General features: G+C 65.2%; 14 protein-coding genes and 1 tRNA gene. 10 read left to right on the top strand and 5 right to left on the bottom strand.

Annotation, left to right across the window (positions count from 1 at the left end; genetic code table 11):
* The first annotated feature begins 35 nt into the window (after positions 1 to 35).
* Positions 36 to 707 carry a hypothetical protein gene (locus IG196_RS15295; RefSeq protein ID WP_192196807.1) on the top strand — a complete coding sequence of 224 codons (672 nt, stop codon included), beginning with the start codon at positions 36 to 38 and terminating at the stop codon, positions 705 to 707.
* A gap of 112 nt (positions 708 to 819) precedes the next feature.
* Here the strand turns inward: IG196_RS15295 and IG196_RS15290 are convergent.
* The 3 genes from IG196_RS15290 to IG196_RS15280 all read right to left on the bottom strand — a co-directional run bounded on the left by IG196_RS15290 (position 820) and on the right by IG196_RS15280 (position 2,338).
* Positions 820 to 910 (bottom strand) — tRNA-Ser (locus IG196_RS15290).
* Positions 911 to 946: 36 nt separating this feature from the next.
* A complete protein-coding gene (locus IG196_RS15285; protein WP_099789315.1) occupies positions 947 to 1,876 on the bottom strand; it encodes an SPFH domain-containing protein in 930 nt (309 codons plus the stop codon).
* 48 nt (positions 1,877 to 1,924) lie between these two features.
* Positions 1,925 to 2,338 (bottom strand): NfeD family protein, encoded by a 414-nt coding sequence (locus tag IG196_RS15280; protein WP_192196806.1) that lies wholly within the window; start codon positions 2,336 to 2,338, stop codon positions 1,925 to 1,927.
* Positions 2,339 to 2,554: 216 nt separating this feature from the next.
* Between IG196_RS15280 and IG196_RS15275 the strand changes: the two genes are divergently transcribed.
* Entirely contained in the window at positions 2,555 to 4,867 is a 2,313-nt protein-coding gene (locus IG196_RS15275; RefSeq protein WP_192196805.1) for an arginine/lysine/ornithine decarboxylase, read from the top strand.
* Positions 4,868 to 4,912: 45 nt separating this feature from the next.
* Here IG196_RS15275 and IG196_RS15270 read toward each other — a convergent pair whose 3' ends face one another.
* Positions 4,913 to 5,761: a DNA ligase gene (locus tag IG196_RS15270; RefSeq protein WP_192196804.1), complete on the bottom strand. Its 849-nt coding sequence runs from the start codon at positions 5,759 to 5,761 to the stop codon at positions 4,913 to 4,915.
* Between the two features lie 57 nt (positions 5,762 to 5,818).
* The gene (gene fabI, locus IG196_RS15265; RefSeq protein WP_192196803.1) at positions 5,819 to 6,601 is read right to left on the bottom strand and encodes an enoyl-ACP reductase FabI; all 783 of its coding nucleotides are present in this window, start codon (positions 6,599 to 6,601) and stop codon (positions 5,819 to 5,821) included.
* A 37-nt stretch (positions 6,602 to 6,638) separates the two neighbouring features.
* Here fabI and IG196_RS15260 point away from each other — a divergent pair, with 37 nt between their 5' ends.
* From IG196_RS15260 to infB, 8 genes are all read left to right on the top strand, one after another.
* Complete coding sequence (locus IG196_RS15260) at positions 6,639 to 8,471, top strand: extracellular solute-binding protein (protein WP_192196802.1); 1,833 nt, start codon at positions 6,639 to 6,641, stop codon at positions 8,469 to 8,471.
* Positions 8,472 to 8,492: 21 nt separating this feature from the next.
* Positions 8,493 to 9,506 (top strand): microcin C ABC transporter permease YejB, encoded by a 1,014-nt coding sequence (locus tag IG196_RS15255; protein ID WP_101491683.1) that lies wholly within the window; start codon positions 8,493 to 8,495, stop codon positions 9,504 to 9,506.
* Positions 9,499 to 10,542 (top strand): ABC transporter permease, encoded by a 1,044-nt coding sequence (locus IG196_RS15250; RefSeq protein ID WP_192196801.1) that lies wholly within the window; start codon positions 9,499 to 9,501, stop codon positions 10,540 to 10,542. The genes IG196_RS15255 and IG196_RS15250 overlap by 8 nt, the downstream gene beginning before the upstream one ends.
* Positions 10,539 to 12,182, top strand: a complete 1,644-nt coding sequence (locus IG196_RS15245) for an ABC transporter ATP-binding protein (RefSeq protein ID WP_192196800.1) — start codon at positions 10,539 to 10,541, stop codon at positions 12,180 to 12,182. Before IG196_RS15250 ends, IG196_RS15245 begins: the two co-directional genes overlap by 4 nt.
* Positions 12,183 to 12,201: 19 nt before the next feature.
* A complete protein-coding gene (locus tag IG196_RS15240; RefSeq protein ID WP_192196799.1) occupies positions 12,202 to 13,410 on the top strand; it encodes a YbfB/YjiJ family MFS transporter in 1,209 nt (402 codons plus the stop codon).
* A 187-nt stretch (positions 13,411 to 13,597) separates the two neighbouring features.
* Positions 13,598 to 14,227 carry a ribosome maturation factor RimP gene (gene rimP, locus IG196_RS15235; protein WP_192196798.1) on the top strand — a complete coding sequence of 210 codons (630 nt, stop codon included), beginning with the start codon at positions 13,598 to 13,600 and terminating at the stop codon, positions 14,225 to 14,227.
* Positions 14,228 to 14,244: 17 nt separating this feature from the next.
* Positions 14,245 to 15,729 carry a transcription termination factor NusA gene (gene nusA / locus IG196_RS15230; protein WP_099789297.1) on the top strand — a complete coding sequence of 495 codons (1,485 nt, stop codon included), beginning with the start codon at positions 14,245 to 14,247 and terminating at the stop codon, positions 15,727 to 15,729.
* A 23-nt stretch (positions 15,730 to 15,752) separates the two neighbouring features.
* Entirely contained in the window at positions 15,753 to 18,737 is a 2,985-nt protein-coding gene (infB, locus tag IG196_RS15225) for a translation initiation factor IF-2 (protein WP_192196797.1), read from the top strand.
* Positions 18,738 to 18,753 lie beyond the last annotated feature (16 nt).

Genomic DNA, 18,753 nt, shown 5'->3' with positions numbered 1-18,753 from the left:
TGGAGAAGAGTGTCTGGCTCAAGGACAAGGCGCAGGTGAACGCCCTCACCACTGCCTCCGAGGCCGACGACCTCGGACAACTACTGGTTGAGAACAAGGGGGCATCACTGCGTGTAGCCAACACGGGGACCATCGATCCCTACGTTTCCTTATGGGGGGAGCGTCCACTCGTCAAGCAGGGGCGTAAGTTCCTGCATCCTGCCTTTAAGGGCAGTAACACGGCCTTGGAGAGCCGCAAGGCCCTCTTCAAGTCCCCAAAGATTGTTGTCGCCAAGATGGCCCTTCGCTGCGAAGCGTTCCTCGACTCAGACGGTGGCTTTGCGGGCATCGACGTGAACACGGTCTACAACCCATCGGGGGGCTACACCCTCGAGTTCCTCATCGGCTACATGCACTTCGACGTGGCCGCCTTCTGCCATCGCCTGTTCTTCAAGGGTCTTGCCATGGCCGGCGGATATCTGCCGTTCCAGGCCCCCCATCTACGCGTGCTCCCGATTCCGGATCTATCTGCGGCGGGCGGAAAGGATCTTCAGGAACGCGTCGAGAGGGCCGTCGGAAGGATTCTTGTAACTGGCGTTCCGTCGGAGGCCGATCTGGCCGAAGTAAACGCTGCCTGTGCCGAGTTCCATGGCCTATCGGCAAAGGAGCTGGCCGATATTTTGTCCGCCCTCGGAGAGGCCACAGAGGCCACAGAGGTCGACGGCTAACGCGGTGGTCTGAAACAAAAAAAGCCGCTGCTCAAGAGCAGCGGCTTTATGTGGGCTTCTATGTGGGACAAAACCCAAAAACAGATCTAAGTTATTGATTTTCTTAGACAACTGGCGGAGCAGGCGGGATTCGAACCCGCGGAGGGCTATTAACCCTCACACGCTTTCCAGGCGTGCGACTTAAACCGCTCATCCACCGCTCCTGAGCCCACGATTGTAGCGCGGGTTTTTAGCCGTTTTCAGGTCGGGCCAGAGCTTTTGCCGGTTTGGATCATGCGCATGGCCGACGAGATCAGCGCGGCCGTCTCGGTCATGTTGCTCGGCACGATGAGCGTGGTCTTCGAATCGGCGGCCACCTTGCCGTAGGCATCGACGGCGCGCTCGGCCACCTTCAGCTGCACGGCCTGTTCGCCGCCCGGCTTCTGGATGGCGGCGGCCACGCGTTCGATGGCGTCTGCCGTAGCGGTGGCCACTGCGGTGATGGCGGCGGCTTCACCCTGCGCGTTGTTGATCTGCGCCTGCTTCTCGCCCTCGGAGCGGGCAATGAAGGCTTCGCGTTCGCCGGTGGCGATGTTGATCTGTTCCTGGCGACGGCCTTCCGAGGCCGCGATGAGCGCGCGCTTGCCGCGTTCGGCGGTGATCTGCGCCTGCATGGCCAGCAGAATTTCCTTCGGCGGCGTCAGGTCCTTGATTTCGTAGCGCAGCACCTTCACGCCCCAGTTGAGCGCGGCTTCGTCGATCGCGGCCACCACCTGGGCGTTGATCACGTCACGCTCTTCGAAGGTCTTGTCGAGCTCGAGCTTGCCGATCACGCTGCGCAGCGAGGTCTGTGCGAGCTGGGTCACGGCCACGATGTAGTTCGACGAGCCGTAGCTCGCGCGCATCGGGTCGGTCACCTGGAAGTACAGGATGCCGTCGACCTGCAGCTGCGTGTTGTCGCGCGTGATACAGATCTGGCTGGGCACGTCGAGCGGGATTTCCTTCAGGCTGTGCTTGTAGGCCACGCGGTCGATGAAGGGGATCAGGAAGTTCGGGCCGGGCGTCATGGTGCCGTGGTACTTGCCCAGGCGCTCGCGCACCCATGCGTTCTGCTGCGGCACGAACTTGACCGACTGGCTGATGAAGATGATCGCGATGACCAGGATGATGAGAGGAACGGAAAATTCCATGGTGTGCTTCCTTTTCGAATACGTTTTTCTGACTGACCGATTGAACTGCTAGATCTTGTCGACCACGAGGCGACTGCCGATGACCTCGACCACGCGGTGTTCGCCGGTGGAGGGCGCATGGCCCGCGCGCAGCACGACGGTCCATTGCGAGCCGCGGTAGCGCACGGTGGCGGTGCCGTCGGGGTTCCATGCATCGACGAACACGCTCTCGCCGATGTCCAGGTTGAGATCGCTGGAGGGCGTAGCCGGACGGTTGCGCCGGATCAGGTACCAGGTCACGACCGAGCCCACGCCGACCACGGCGGCCACCAGCAACTGCGTGACGAGGCCGAAGCCCAGGTGCGCGGCGATGGCGGCGGCCGCGAAGCCCGTGGCCAGCAGCAGCAGGTACACCGTGCCGGACAACAACTCGGCCACGATGGCCGCGCCTGCGATCAGCCACCAGAAGGTGGGATGTCCCATGGCAACTCCTCTCTTGTTTTGTTACTTGGACCGTCGCCATTCTGCGGCATGGCGCGTCATGCGCCTGTGTCGCGTAGGGGTATGGCGCCCGGTGGGGCCCTTCGCGGTTGCGCGCCTCTGCGGGCTTGAACGGGGCCGTCGCAACCCGTCATCCGAATTCCGTACACTTCGCGCCTCGCTCATTGCCTGTCTGACTGCCTGTCCGGAGCCCCGCTCATGAAATTTCGCTTTCCCATCGTCATCATCGACGAGGACTTCCGCTCCGAAAACACTTCGGGCCTCGGCATCCGCGCGCTCGCGCAGGCCTTCGAAAGCGAGGGCTTCGAGGTGCTGGGCGTCACGAGCTACGGTGACCTGAGCCAGTTCGCGCAGCAGCAAAGCCGCGCCAGCGCCTTCATCCTGTCGATCGACGACGAAGAATTTTCGGTCGGTCCCGACCTCGACCCGGCCGTGCTGAGCCTGCGCAGCTTCATCGGCGAGGTGCGTCGCAAGAACGCCGACGTGCCGATCTATATCTACGGCGAGACCAAGACCGCGCGCCACATCCCGAACGACATCCTGCGCGAGCTGCATGGCTTCATCCACATGTTCGAGGACACCCCCGAATTTGTGGCGCGCCACATCATCCGCGAGGCCAAGAGCTACCTGGAAGGCGTGCAGCCGCCGTTCTTCAAGGCGCTGATCGACTACGCCGAAGACGGTTCGTACTCCTGGCACTGCCCGGGCCACTCGGGCGGCGTGGCGTTCCTGAAGAGCCCGGTGGGCCGGATGTTCCATCAGTTCTTCGGCGAGAACATGCTGCGCGCCGACGTCTGCAACGCCGTGGAAGAACTGGGCCAGCTGCTCGACCACACCGGCCCGGTGGCGGCCAGCGAGCGCAATGCGGCGCGCATCTTCAATGCCGACCACTGCTTCTTCGTGACCAACGGCACCAGCACCAGCAACAAGATGGTGTGGCACCACACGGTGGCGCCCGATGACGTGGTGGTGGTCGACCGCAACTGCCACAAGTCGATCCTGCACGCGATCATCATGACCGGCGCGATTCCGGTGTTCATGAAGCCCACGCGCAACCACTTCGGCATCATCGGACCGATTCCCAAGAGCGAGTTCGAGCAGAGCGCCATCAAGGCCAAGATCAAGGCCAACCCGCTGCTGGCCGATGTGGACCCGAACAAGGTCAAGCCGCGCGTGATGACGCTCACGCAGTCGACCTACGACGGCGTGATCTACAACACCGAGACCATCAAGAACATGCTCGACGGCTACGTCGACACGCTGCACTTCGACGAAGCCTGGCTGCCGCACGCCGCCTTCCACCCGTTCTACGGCGCGTACCACGCGATGGGCAAGCGCCGCGTGCGCCCGAAGGATTCGCTGGTGTTCGCCACGCAGTCGACGCACAAGCTGCTCGCCGGCATCAGCCAGGCCAGCCATGTGCTGGTGCAAGACTCGCAGAACCGCGCGCTCGACCGCGACCTCTTCAACGAGGCCTACCTGATGCACTCGTCGACCAGCCCGCAGTACGCGATCATCGCGAGCTGCGACGTGGCCGCCGCCATGATGGAGCCGCCCGGCGGCACCGCGCTGGTGGAAGAGAGCATCCTGGAAGCGCTCGATTTCCGACGCGCCATGCGCAAGGTCGAGGAAGAGTTCGGCAAGGACGAGTGGTGGTTCAAGGTCTGGGGCCCCGAGAAGCTCGTCGACGAAGGCATCGGCCGCGCCGAAGACTGGATCATGAAGGGCGAGAAAGACGCCCTGCCTTCCAAGCGCGCCAAGAGCAAGAAGTCGTCGCCGCGCAACTGGCACGGCTTCGGCGACCTGGCCGACGGCTTCAACATGCTCGACCCGATCAAGTCGACCATCGTCACGCCCGGCCTCGACCTCGAAGGCAACTTTGCCGAGACCGGCATCCCCGCCAGCGTGGTCACCAAGTTCCTGGCCGAGCACGGCGTGATCGTGGAGAAGACGGGCCTGTACAGCTTCTTCATCATGTTCACCATCGGCATCACCAAGGGCCGCTGGAACACGCTGCTCACGGCGCTGCAGCAGTTCAAGGACGACTACGCGCGCAACCAGCCGATGTGGCGCATCCTGCCCGAGTTCTGCCAGCAGCACCCGGGCTACGAGAAGCTCGGTCTGCGCGACCTGTGCCAGCACATCCACAAGCTGTATGCGCGCTTCGACGTGGCGCGCCTCACGACCGAGATGTACCTGAGCGACCTGACGCCGGCCATGAAGCCCAGCGACGCCTTCGCCCACATCGCGCACCGCAAGACCGAGCGCGTGGAGATCGACGAACTCGAAGGCCGCATCACCACGAGCCTGATCACGCCGTACCCGCCGGGCATTCCGCTGCTGATTCCGGGCGAAGTGTTCAACAAGAAGATCGTCGACTACCTGAAGTTCTCGCGCGAGTTCAACCTGCAGTGCCCGGGCTTCGAGACCGACATCCACGGTCTGGTGGCGCGCATCGACGAGACGGGCAAGAAGCGGTACTACGCGGACTGCGTGCGTCAGCCAAGCTGAGCGGAAGACGTGCCCCGGTGAGGGGCACGCGCGTTGCGCGAAGTTCTAGCCTTCGCGGATTCGCATGAAGCGGGCGAATTTGGGCAACCCGCTCGGGTGCGTGCCGTTGTAGCGGTAGGTCACCAGGCTGCCGATCGGCGGCGGCTGGTCGCGTTCGGCGTCGGTCAGGCCGGTGCCGAGGCGGAAGCGCTGGCCGCCGGGCATCTCGACCATCAACGCACCGAGCCGGCCATGGTGCTTGCCCTTGCCGGGCAGGTGCGCAACCACGCGGGCCTCGGCGTCGTCAAAGGGCTTGACCTTGAGCAGGTCGTTGTTGCGCTCGCCGCGGTACAGCGACGCGCCCCGGTGCAGCATCAGACCTTCTCCGCCCATCTTCACGGTCTTGTCGAGCAGCGCCTGCAGGTCCTCGTGCGTCGTCGCGGGCTGCTGCGGCACGGCCATGACCCACGGGGCGTCGGTGATCGGCAGCAGCTTGCGCAACGCCGCGAGGCGCGTGTTGAAGTCGCCGCCCTGGGCCGGGAGGTCGAACACCATGAAACGGATTTCCTGCCAGGCGGCGTCGTTGGGCGTCTGGCTGCGCACGGTCGACAGCGCGTGATTGAAGCGCCCGCGTCCGGCCCACAGTTCGCCGTCGAGCGGCTGCTTGGGCAGCGAGGCGGTGAACCAGATGGGCGCCATGACAGGCTCGCCGCCGCGCGTCCAGAGTTTCTGGCCGTCCCAGTAGCCGCGCAGGCCGTCGAACTTCTCGCTGACCCAGTAGCCCGCAAGCGACATGCCGGGGCGGTACACCTCGGCCAGCATCAGGGAGGGCGCGGCCGCGCGCGCGAAGGTGGCATGGCCGAAAAGGGCCGTGCCCAGTCCCGCGAACAGGAGGAGGGAGCGTCGGTTCAACACGGTGATTGCGATGGAGTGGGGCGTCGGTGGGCGCCGAGCGCCCGAGGGTGGTGCGAATTACTCCGCCATGCCTCCGACCACGTTGCTGAAGCCGCCGTCCACATAGGTGATCTCGGCGGTCACGCCGCTGGCGAGGTCGCTCAGCAGGAAGGCGGCCACATTGCCGACTTCCTCGATGGTCACGTTGCGGCCGATGGGCGAGGCGTCGGCCACGGCCGCGAGCATCTTGCCGAAGCCCTTGATGCCGCTGGCTGCCAGCGTCTTGATCGGGCCGGCGCTGATGCCGTTCACGCGCATGCCCTTCGGGCCGAGAGAGGCGGCGGTGTAGCGCACCGAGGCTTCGAGCGAGGCCTTGGCCAGGCCCATGGTGTTGTAGTTGGGCAGTGCGCGCGCGGCGCCCAGGTAGGTCAGCGTGAGCAGGGCCGACTTGGCGTTGAGGTAGGGCTGGGCCGCCTTGGCCATGGCCGGGAAGCTGTACGCACTGATGTCGTGCGCGATCTTGAAGCCTTCGCGCGAGAGGCCGTCCAGGAAGTCGCCGGAGATCGATTCACGCGTGGCGAAACCGATGCTATGCACGAAGCCGTCGAAGGTGGGCCAGGTCTGGGCGAGGTCGGCGAAGAGCTTGTCGATCTGCGCGTCGTCGCTCACGTCGCAGTCGAAAATCAGTTTCGAGCCGAAGTCTGCGGCATATTCGGTGATACGGTCCTTGAATCGCTCGCCGACATAACTGAAGGCGAGCTCCGCGCCCTGGTCGTGACAGGCCTTGGCAATGCCATATGCAATGGAGCGATTGCTCAACACACCGGTGATCAACAGTTTCTTGCCGGAAAGAAAGCCCATGAAGTTGCCTCGTGAAAATCTTGGGCAGAATTCTCGCATGCGAGGTTGGTTGCTCTGGATGTTGGCGCTCCTGGCGCTGCCCTCGTGGGCAGCGCACGGGCTGGGCATGGGTTACGAACCCAAGTACCCGGCGTCGTTCACGCATTTCGACTACGTGAACCCCAACGCGCCGAAGGGCGGCGACCTCACGTTGTCGGCCGCCGGCGGCTTCGACAAGCTCAACCCCTTCACCTTGCGCGGCGTGCCCCCGGTGGGCATGGGCTACAGCGCCAACGGTTTCGTGTTCTCGGAGTACGGCCTGCTCTTCGACTCGCTGACCACGCCGAGCGAGGACGAGCCCTTCTCGCAGTACGGCCTGCTGGCCGAAGACATCCAGCTGGCGCCCGACCGGCTGAGCGTCACGTTCCGGCTGAATCCCAAGGCGCGCTTTTCCGACGGCTCGCCGGTGCTCGCGAAAGACGTGAAGTACTCCTTCGACACGCTGCGCAGCAAGGCGGCCGGGCCGACCTTTCGCTCGTACTGGGCCGACATCAAGGAGGCCGTGGTGACGGGCGAGCGCACCATCCGCTTCGACTTCGTGCGCCAGAACGCCGAGCTGCACATGATCATCGGCGGGCTGCCGGTGTTCTCCAGCGCCTGGGGCAAGGGCAAGCCCTTCGACCAGATCGTGACCGAGCCGCCGATCGCGAGCGGGCCTTACATCGTGGACAAGGTCGACTACGGCAAGTTCATCTCGTACCGCCGGCGCCCGGACTACTGGGCCGCGAACCTTCCCGTGCGCAAGGGGATGTTCAACTACGACACGGTGTCGTACCAGTACTTCAAGGACGCGCTCGGCGAGGAAGAATCGCTCAAGGCCGGCGCGCTCGACGCGATGGAAGAGCGCTCGATCATCGCGTGGGTGCGCCGCTACAAGGGGCGCCGCTTCGACTCCGGCGAGCTGGTCAAGGAAGAGATCGATCACCGCCGCTTCACCGGCATGCAGGGCCTGGCGCCCAACCTGCGGCAGCCGCGCTTTGCCGACATGCGCGTGCGCAGGGCGCTGGCGCTGGCCTTCGATTTCGACTGGCTCAACGCCCACCTGTTCTACGGGCGCCGCGGGCGCACGCAGAGCTACTTCCAGAACAGCAGCGACCTCATGGCCCAGCCCGCGGTCAGCCCCGAGGAGCAGGCGCTGATCGACAAGCTCAAGAACAAGCAGCGCTACATCGACAACACCCAAGGCGAACTGCCGCGTCCCGACAGCAGCGGCGACACCGCCGACGGCCTGCGGCGCAACCTCGTGAAAGCGCAAGAGTTGCTGAAGGAGGCCGGCTGGACCTACCGCGACGGCGCGCTGCGCGACAAGGCCGGCACGCCGTTCGTGATCACCATCGACATCGCCGACCGCAGCTCCAACGTGGTGCTGGCGCCGTATGCGCGCAACCTCGGCAAGCTGGGCATCCGGCTGGAGTACCGCCTGCGCGACCCGAGCCTCTTGAAGAAGAAACTGGACGACTTCGATTTCGACATGGCCATCAGCCTCGTGGGCGGCTCATCGAGCCCGGGCAACGAGCTGTACGACGACTTCGGTTCGAAGTCGGCGAGCGAGAAGGGCAGCCAGAACCTGAGCGGCATCAGCGACCCGGTGGTCGACGAGATTGTCGAGGTGATCGTCAACAGCCACGACCGCGCCTCGCTCGCGGCGGCCGCGCGGCTGCTGGACCGCTACTTGCTCCACCAGCACTACATGACCCCGATGTACTACGGCAAGCAGTATTTCATTGCCCACAAGCGCAAGCTGCGCCGTCCGGACGCGCCCCTGCCGCAGCGCCTGCTGGCAGGGTCGGCGATGCTGACGATGTGGTGGATCGACTCGAGCGCCAAGTAAAAGAAAAAGCAGACCCACCGCATGGCCGCCTACCTGATCCGACGCCTCCTGCTGATCATTCCCACGCTGTTCGGCGTGCTGCTGCTCAATTTCGCGATCGTGCAGTTCGTGCCCGGCGGTCCGGCCGAGCAGCTGCTTTCGCAACTCACCAACAAAGAGAGCCGCATCTCGGGCGGCCCCACCGGCCGCACACTCGACGCCAAGCAGGTGGCCGAGATCAAGGCACTGTACGGTTTCGACAAGCCGGCTCCCGAGCGCTTCTGGCAGATGCTCAAGCAGTTCGCGCGCTTCGACCTGGGCAAGAGCTTCTTCCAGAGCAAGGACGTGTGGCAGCTGATCAAGGAGAAGCTGCCGGTGTCGATCAGCCTGGGGCTGTGGACTTTCTTCATCAGCTACCTCATCGCGGTGCCGTTGGGCGTGGCCAAGGCGGTGCGCGCGGGCTCGCGCTTCGACTTCTTCACGACGCTGCTGGTGCTCGTCGGCTACGCCATTCCGGGCTTCGTGCTGGGCGTGGCGCTGCTGGTGATCTTCGGCGGCCAACTGCAGTGGTTTCCGCTGCGCGGGCTGACCTCGCCGAACTGGGAGTCTTTGAGCTGGGGCGCCCGCATCGTCGACTACCTGTGGCACATCACCTTGCCGGTGACGGCCATGGTGCTGGGCAGCTTCGCGATCACCGCGATGCTCACCAAGAATTCCTTCCTCGAGGAGATCCGCAAGCAGTACGTGCTGACGGCGCGCGCCAAGGGGCTGGCCGAGCGGCAGGTGCTGTGGAAGCACGTGTTCCGCAACGCGCTGATACCGATCATCACGGGCTTTCCGACGGCCTTCATCGGTGCCTTCTTTTCGGGTGCGCTGCTCATCGAGACGCTGTTCTCGCTCGACGGCATGGGCTTGCTCAGTTACGAGAGCGTGCTGCGGCGCGACTACCCGGTGTTCCTGGGCACGCTGTATCTGTTCACGCTGATCGGGCTGGTGACCAAGCTCATTTCCGATCTTTGCTACGTCTGGGTCGATCCGAGGGTGAAGTTTGACTGAAGCCGCCGCCGTGTCCCTGAGCCCCGGGCGCCGTGCCTGGCGCCGTTTCCGCCGCAACCCGCTGGGGTTCTGGAGCCTCGTCGTCTTCTCGACGCTGGTGGTGCTGAGCCTGTTCGCCGACGTGCTGTCCACCGACAAGCCGCTGGTGGTGCGCTACGAAGGCCAGACCTACTTCCCCGTGCTGCGCGACTATTCCGAGAAGGCCTTCGGCGGCGACTTCGAAACGCCCGCCGACTACCTCGACCCGTTCATCGAGCAGCGCATCACCCAGGGCGACAACTGGGCGCTGTATGCACCCAATCGCTACGGCCCGACCACGCTCAACTATTTCTCGAAGCCGCCGAACCCCGCGGCGCCGTCGCACGAGAACCTGCTCGGCACCGACGAGCGCGGGCGCGATCTGCTGGCCCAGCTGATCTACGGCTTTCGCGTGAGCGTGCTGTTCGCGCTGGCGCTCACGGTGGTCGGGGTGGTGCTGGGCATCGCGACTGGCGCTGTGCAGGGCTTCTTCGGCGGCAAGATCGACCTGACCTTCCAGCGTCTGATCGAGATCTGGAGCGCGATGCCCGAGCTGTACCTGCTGATCATCTTCAGCGCGATCTTCACGCCGAGCGTGTCGCTGCTCTTGATCCTGCTGAGCCTGTTCGGCTGGATGGGGCTGTCGGACTACGTGCGCGCCGAGTTCCTGCGCAACCGCCAGATGGACTATGTGCGCGCCGCACGGGCGCTCGGCGTGGGCAACCTGCAGATCATGTGGCGCCACATCCTGCCCAACAGCATGGTGCCGGTCGTCACTTTTCTGCCGTTCCGCATGAGTGCGGCCATCCTCGCATTGACCTCGCTCGACTTCCTCGGCCTGGGCGTTCCCCCGGGCACGCCGTCGCTTGGCGAACTGCTGAGCCAGGGCAAGGGGAACATCGATGCGTGGTGGATTTCGCTGTCCACCTTCTGCGTGCTGGTCGTCACGCTGATGCTGCTGACCTTCATGGGCGACGCGCTGCGCGATGCGCTCGACCCCCGGAAGGCCGACAAATGACGACGACGCGCGACACGACGAAGAACCAACCCTTGCTCGATGTGAAGGGGCTGAGCGTCTCGTTCGGCGGCAAGCCGGTGGTGCATGGCATCGACCTGCAGATCGCGGCGGGAGAAAAGCTCGCGCTGGTTGGCGAGTCGGGCTCGGGCAAGACCGTCACGGCGCTCTCGCTGCTGCGGCTGGTGCAGAACGCCGATCTCGCCGGCGTGGCGACCCTGTCGGGGTCACAGGACCGGCGCGGCGCGCGCGATCTGCTGTCGATTCCGGAGCGCGAACTGCGCGGCATCCGAGGCAAGGAGATCGCGATGATCTTCCAGGAGCCGATGACCGCGCTCAACGCGCTCTACACCGTGGGTGACCAGATCGCCGAGGTGCTTGAGCTGCACGAAGGGCTGTCGGCCCGCGCCGCGCAAGAGGCTTCTGTCCAGCTGCTGGCCGACACCGGCATTCCCGAGCCGGCGCGGCGGGCGAGGGCGTATCCGCACCAGCTGTCCGGCGGGCAGCGCCAGCGCGCGATGATCGCGATGGCGCTGGCCTGCAAGCCGCGCCTGCTGCTGGCCGACGAGCCGACCACGGCGCTCGACGTCACGGTGCGCGCGCAGATCCTCGAGCTGCTGGCCGACTTGCAGCGCAAGTACGGCATGGCCGTGCTGCTCATCACCCACGACCTGAACCTGGTGCGCCGCTTCGCCGACCGCGTGGCGGTGATGGAGCGCGGTCACATCGTCGAGCACGGCCCGGTGGGCACGGTGTTCGAGGCGCCACAGCATGCCTACACCCGCAAGCTGATCGACAGCCACCCGTCACGCGACGTGGCCGAGGCCGCCGCAGACGGCGCGGCGCCGCCGGTGCTCGAAGCCCGGGCGCTGCGCGTCAGCTATCCGGTGTCGATCCCGGGCTTTGCGGGCTGGTTCCGCAAGGGCGAGTTCGTTGCTGTGCAAGGCGCCGATTTCCGGATCGCGCCCGGCGAGACGCTGGGTGTGGTCGGCGAATCGGGCTCGGGCAAGTCGACGCTGGCGCTGGCCGCGCTCGGCCTGCTCAAGCACCGGGGCGAACTGCAGGTGACGGGGAAGGGCTGGGCGGTGGACCGCGCCTCCGACCTCGCGCTGCGCCGCACGATGCAGGTGGTGTTCCAGGACCCGTTCTCGTCGCTCTCGCCGCGCATGACGGTGGAGCAGATCGTGGGCGAGGGGCTGCGCGTGCATGCGCCCGAGCTCGACACCGCCGCCCGCCGGGCGCGCGCGCTCACGGCGCTGGCCGACGTGGGGCTGAGCGAGGCGCAGTTTCCCGCGCTGCTCGACCGCTATCCGCACGAGTTCTCGGGCGGGCAGCGCCAGCGGCTGGCGATCGCCCGGGCGCTGATCGTCGATCCGCGGCTGCTGGTGCTCGACGAGCCCACCAGCGCGCTCGACGTGACCATCCAGAAGCAGGTGCTCGGCCTGCTGCAGCGGTTGCAGCGCGAACGGGGGTTGAGCTACCTGCTGATCACGCACGACGTCGAGGTGATCCGCGCCATGGCGCACCAGGTCATCGTGATGAAGGACGGCGCGATCCTCGAGTCCGGGCCGGCCCTGCGCGTCCTCGACGCCCCTGAGCATCCCTACACACAGAAGCTGGTGGCTGCGGCGCTGCTGGAATAAAAAACGGAGACTGCAAGAAATGTCGGGAATCGGACACGACCGGCGCGGCGCCTGGCGCGCGGCGCTGGCCTGCATGGTCACGCTGGCGGTGGCCATGGGCCTGGGGCGCTTCGCCTTCACGCCCATGCTGCCCATCATGCTGAGCGAGGGAAAACTCGAGCTGGCCGGCGGCGGGCTGTTGGCCTCTCTTAATTACCTGGGTTATTTCTTCGGCGCGGTCAGTTGTGCGGCCATCGGCATCAAGGCGTCGAGCATGGTGCGAGGCGGCCTGCTGGCCACGGCGGCGCTGCTGGTCGGCATGGGGTTGCTGCACAGCTTCATCGGGTGGGGCGTGTTGCGCGCGGCGGCTGGGGTGATGAGCGCCTGGGTCTTCGTGTTCGCCTCGGGCTGGGGGCTGCGCCGGCTGGCCGAGACGAACTCGCCCATGCTGGCCGGCGTGATCTATACGGGGCCGGGCATCGGGATCGCCATGACCGGGCTGCTGGGCGGCGCGCTCGGGCGTTGGGGCTCTGAGGCGGGTTGGATCGGCCTGGGGCTGCTGGCGGTGGTGCTGATTGCCGTGATCTGGCGGGTGTTCGACGACGGCGAGCGGGTAGGAGGTATAGCTGGCGGGGCGACAGCGAGTCCGGCGGCTGCAGCGGGCAGCGCCTCTGGATCGGCCTCGGCGCGCAGCGACGCGATCTGGCTGGTCGCGCTCTATGGTTTGGCAGGCTTTGGTTACATCATTACTGCCACCTTCCTGCCAGTGATCGCCCGGCAGGCATTGCCCGGATCGCCGTGGCCGGATTTCTTCTGGCCGCTGTTCGGGGCGGCCATCATTCCCGGCGCGTTGATCGGCGCCCGTGCCCCGGTGCATTGGGACAACCGGCTGCTGCTGGCCGCCGCTTATGCATTGCAGGCGCTCGGCGTCGTGTTTTCAGTGGCTTGGCCGACCATTGCGGGTTTTGCGCTCGGCAGCCTGTTGCTCGGCATGCCTTTCACCGCGATCACGCTTTTTGCCATGCGGGAGGCGCGCCGGCTGCGCGGCAACGCGGCGGCCGGGTTGATCGGCTACGCCACGGCGTCCTACGGGGTGGGGCAGATCATCGGGCCGCTTTTTGCGGCGCCGCTGGCGCAGCGTACCGGCTCTTTCGAGCTGCCTTTGCTGGTGGCGGCGGCTGCATTGGCACTCGGCGCGGTGTTGTTTGCCGTGGTTTGGTCGAAATACCGTCGTTCACAGGCTGCTTGAATACCGATGTCCTTCATTTATGCACGCGAATAGCATATAATTCGAGGCTCACGACCAAACGGGCGGGTACCAACCGCCCGTTTTTTTTGGTCTATGCATTCTCAAGCAGCAATTATTTGGCGTCGTGGCATCCGTGGTGGGCGGGTGCTGCGGCTTGGGTATTGATTCAGAAGGCGCTTTCAAACACGTGGCATTGCAGCAAACAGTAGAACAAACCGTGGCCGGTCTCGGCTACGACCTGGTCGAGGTCGAGCGCTCGGCCGGAGGATTGCTGCGCGTGACGATTGATTTGCCCTGGACGCCCCCCACCTTCGAAGCTGTGGCGGCCGGCACTCCCGAGCCCTTTGTGACGGTGGAAGACTGCGAAAAGGTGACGCGCCAGCTGCAATTTGCGCTGGAAGTCGATGCGGTCGATTACAAGCGGCTCGAGGTCTCCTCGCCCGGTATCGATCGCCCCTTGCGCAATGAACAGGATTTCGAGCGATTCGTGGGCGCGGTGATTGATCTCACCCTCAAGGCGCCCATGGGGGCTGCCGCGGCGGGCCAGGTGTCGGCCACGCGCAAGAAGTTTCGCGGCACGCTGGAGCGTGCCGAGAGCGGTTCGGGCTGGCAGGTCGTCTGGAGCGACGAGCCCAAGGCCAAGCCCGGGCAAAAAGTGAGCAAGAAGCGCGCGCCTGCACCGTTGCATGCGCTGGGCTTCGTATTGGACGAGCTGCGCGACGCGCGGCTGGCGCCAATCGTGGACTTCAAGGGCCGCAAGGCCAAAACCCAACCGGGTTTTTCAGATATTGACGACGGAACGAGTGTTCCGGACTGAACAAGAGGAGTGGTGGCATGAATCGCGAAATGTTGATGTTGGTGGATGCGATCTCGCGCGAGAAGAACGTCGAACGCGACGTGGTCTTCGGCGCAGTCGAATCCGCACTGGCGCAAGCCACCAAGAAGCTCCATCAGGGTGACGTGGATATCCGCGTGGCGGTCGATCGCGACAGCGGCGACTACGAAACTTTCCGCCGTTGGCACGTCGTTCCCGATGAGGCCGGCCTGCAGCTGCCCGACCAGGAAATCCTCCTGTTCGAGGCCAAGGAAGAAATGTCGGACATCGAAGTCGGCGAGTACATCGAGGAATCGGTGGACTCGGTGCCGATCGGCCGCATTGGCGCCATGGCTGCCAAGCAGGTGATCCTGCAGAAGATCCGCGACGCCGAGCGCGAGATGTTGCTCAACGACTTCATGTCGCGCGGCGACAAGATCTTCGTGGGCACCGTCAAGCGCCTGGACAAGGGCGACATCATCGTGGAAGCCGGGCGCGTCGAAGGCCGCCTGCGCCGCAGCGAGATGATTGCCAAGGAAAACCTGCGCAACGGCGACCGCGTGCGGGCCATGATCATGGAGGTCGACCTGACGCTGCGCGGCGCGCCGATCATCCTGTCGCGCTCGGCCCCCGAGTTCATGATCGAGCTGTTCCGCCAGGAAGTGCCCGAAATCGAACAAGGCCTGCTCGAAATCAAGAGCTGCGCCCGTGACCCCGGTTCGCGCGCCAAGATCGCCGTGCTCTCGCACGACAAGCGTGTCGACCCGATCGGCACCTGCGTCGGCGTGCGCGGCACCCGCGTCAACGCCGTGACCAACGAACTCGCTGGCGAGCGCGTGGACATCGTGCTGTGGAGCGAAGACCCGGCCCAGTTCGTGATCGGCGCCCTGGCGCCGGCCAACGTCTCGTCGATTGTGGTCGATGAAGAAAAGCACGCCATGGACGTGGTGGTCGACGAGGAAAACCTCGCGATCGCCATCGGCCGCGGCGGCCAGAACGTGCGTCTGGCTTCCGACCTCACCGGTTGGAAGATCAACATCATGGACGCCAACGAGTCGGCCCAGAAACAGGCCGTCGAAACCGATACCAGCCGCAAGCTTTTCATGGAAAAGCTCGATGTCGACGAGGAAATCGCCGACATCCTGATTTCGGAGGGGTTCAACAGCCTCGAAGAGGTGGCCTACGTGCCGATCTCCGAGATGCTTGAGATCGAGGCCTTCGACGAAGACACCATCAATGAGCTGCGCGCCCGTGCAAAGGATGCGCTGCTGACCATGGAAATCGCCAAGGAAGAAGGCGTCGAAACCGTTTCGCAGAACCTGCGTGACCTCGAAGGCCTCAACCCCGACCTGATTCCCCAGTTGGCCGAAGCGGGTGTGAACACCCGTGACGACCTGGCCGACCTCGCGGTCGATGAACTCACCGAAATCACCGGCCTGAGCGCCGATGACGCCAAAGCCCTCATCTTGAAAGCCCGCGAACATTGGTTCGCCGGCCAAGAGTGACGGTATGGAGGCACGAAAGCAATATGTCCAGTACCACTGTCGCCGAGTTCGCGAACGAGCTCAAGAAGACTCCCGAAACCTTGCTTGACCAGCTCAAGAGCGCAGGCGTGCCCAAAGCGGCCGCCACCGATGCACTCACGGAGGCCGACAAGCAGCGCTTGCTCGGTTTCCTGAAGGCCAGCCACGGCACGACCGAGCCCGAGCGCAAGAAGATCACGCTGACCAAGAAGTCGACCAGCGAGATCAAGCAGGCCGACGCCACCGGCCGCGCCCGCACCATCCAGGTCGAAGTGCGCAAGAAGCGCACCTTCATCCAGCGCGATGAAGGCCACCCGGCCACGGCTGAAGGCTCGCAGCAGCAGGCGACCGAAACGGCGCCGAGCGCGCCTCACATCGACGAAGCCGAACTGGCCCGTCGCGAGGAAGACGCACGCCGCCAGGCCGAGCTGATCCGCCGCCAGGAAGAAGAGTTGGCCGAGAAGCGCCGCCAGCGCGAAGAAACCGAAGCCCGCGAACGCGAGCAGACCGAAAAGGCCGAGCGCGCTGAACAGGCCGAGCAGGAAGCTGCGCGCCTGAACGCCGAGAAGAGGGCCGCTGAAGCCGCCGCCGCATCGGCCAAGGAAGCCGCGAAGCAGCCGGTGGCTGCCCCGGCCGCACCGGCCGCCGTTGCTGCCGCTGCCGCTGCTGCAGAAACCGCTGCCGCTGCCGAAAAGCAGGCTGCCGACACCAAGCTGGCTGCACAGAACGCCGCCACGCAAGCCAAGGAAGACGCCAAGGCCAAGGCCGCCGCCGAATCGAAGGCCCGTGCCGACGAAGAAGCTGCCCGCGCCAAGGACCTTGACGAGCGTCGCCGCAAGGCCCTCGCCGAAGCCGAGGCCATCCGCGCCATGATGAATGCACCGGCCCGCGTGCTGGTGCCGCACAAGGCGCCCGAGAAGCCGCAGCCTGAAAAGTCGGCGGTCAAGGGCACGCTGCACAAGCCGGCTACGCCGCCAGCACGTCCTGGCGCGCCTGCCGCGGCAGGCGCTGCAGCAGCACCCGGCGCAGCCGGTGCGGGCAAGGAAGTCAAGTCCGCCAAGCTCTCGTCGAGCTGGGCTGGCGATCCTGCCAAGAAGAAGGAAATCAAGACCCGCGGCGATGCCAGCGGGGGTGTCAGTCGCGGCAACTGGCGCGGAGGCCCGCGTGGCCGTCGCGGCAACGACCGTGGCGGTCACGACGAGCAGCACGCACCGGCCGCACCGGTCGAGGCGCGCATTCTGGAAGTGCACGTGCCCGAGACCATCACGGTCGCCGAGCTCGCGCACAAGATGGCCGTGAAGGCACAGGAAGTCATCAAGCAGCTGATGAAGCTGGGCATGATGGCGACCATCAACCAGTCGCTCGACCAGGACACCGCGATGATCATCGTGGAGGAAATGGGCCACAACGCGGTGGTTGCCGCGCTGGACGACCCGGAAGCCTTCACCGACGAGGACGTGTCGGCGCAAACCGCCGAAGCCCTGCCGCGCGCACCGGTCGTGACCGTCATGGGTCACGTCGACCACGGCAAGACCTCGCTGCTGGACTACATCCGCCGCGCCAAGGTCGCCGCGGGCGAAGCCGGCGGCATCACGCAGCACATTGGTGCCTACCACGTCGAAACCGAACGCGGCATGGTGTCGTTCCTCGACACCCCGGGTCACGAGGCGTTCACCGCCATGCGTGCCCGCGGTGCGCAGGCCACCGACATCGTGATCCTGGTGGTGGCGGCAGACGACGGCGTCATGCCCCAGACCAAGGAAGCCATCAAGCACGCGAAAGCGGCCGGTGTGCCGATCGTGGTTGCGATCAACAAGGTGGACAAGCCCGACGCCAACCTGGACCGCGTGAAGCAGGAACTCGTGGCCGAAGAGGTCGTGCCTGAAGAGTACGGCGGCGACGTGCCGTTCGTGCCGGTGTCGGCCAAGACCGGCCAGGGCATCGACGACCTGCTCGAACAGGTGCTGCTGCAAGCCGAAGTGCTGGAACTCAAGGCGCCGGTGGATGCCGCCGCCAAGGGTCTGGTCATCGAAGCGCAGCTGGACAAGGGCCGCGGCCCCGTGGCCACCGTGCTGATCCAGTCCGGTACGCTCAAGACCGGCGACGTGGTGCTGGCGGGTTCGACCTATGGCCGCGTGCGCGCCATGCTGGACGAAAACGGCAAGTCCATCAAGTCGGCGGGTCCGTCGATCCCGGTCGAGATCCAGGGTCTGACCGAAGTGCCACAAGCGGGCGACGAGTTCATGGTGATGGCCGACGAGCGCCGTGCGCGCGAAATCGCGACCTACCGTGCGGGCAAGTTCCGCAACACCAAGCTGGCGAAGGCGCAAGCCGCAAACCTGCAGAACATGTTCACCGACCTGTCGGCGGGCGAAGTGCAGACGCTGCGCCTGATCATCAAGGCCGACGTGCAGGGCTCGCAGGAAGCACTGGCCCAGTCGCTGCTCAAGCTGGCGACCGAAGAGGTCAAGGTGCAGATCGTGTACGCCGGCGTCGGCGGCATCAGCGAAAGCGACATCAACCTCGCGATCGCGTCGAAGGCTGTGGTCATCGGCTTCAACGTGCGGGCCGATTCCGGTGCGCGCAAGCTGGCCGAAGGCAACGGCGTGCAGCTGAACTACTACAGCATCATTTACGACGCCGTCGACGAGATCAAGGTCGCGATGTCGGGCATGCTGGCACCGGAGCGCCGCGAAGAGATCATCGGCTCGGCCGAGATCCGCACGGTATTCGTGGCCTCGAAGATCGGCACTGTGGCCGGCTCGTACGTCACTTCGGGCTCGGTCAACCGCAGCGCGCATTTCCGCCTGCTGCGCGACAACGTGGTGATCTACACCGGCGAAGTCGACTCGATCAAGCGCATGAAGGACGATGTCCGCGAAGTCCGTGAAGGTTTTGAGTGCGGTATCAAGCTCAAGAACTACAACGACATCAAAGAAGGCGATCAGCTCGAATTCTTCGAGATCAAGGAAATCGCCCGGACGCTGTAAGCGTTCGAAGCGAGAG

It is taken from the genome of Variovorax sp. 38R, assembly GCF_014843395.1.
GTDB lineage: Bacteria > Pseudomonadota > Gammaproteobacteria > Burkholderiales > Burkholderiaceae_C > Variovorax > Variovorax paradoxus_H.
The sequence above is the reverse complement of the archived record's forward strand: the minus strand, read 5'-3'. Positions and strand labels throughout refer to the sequence as shown.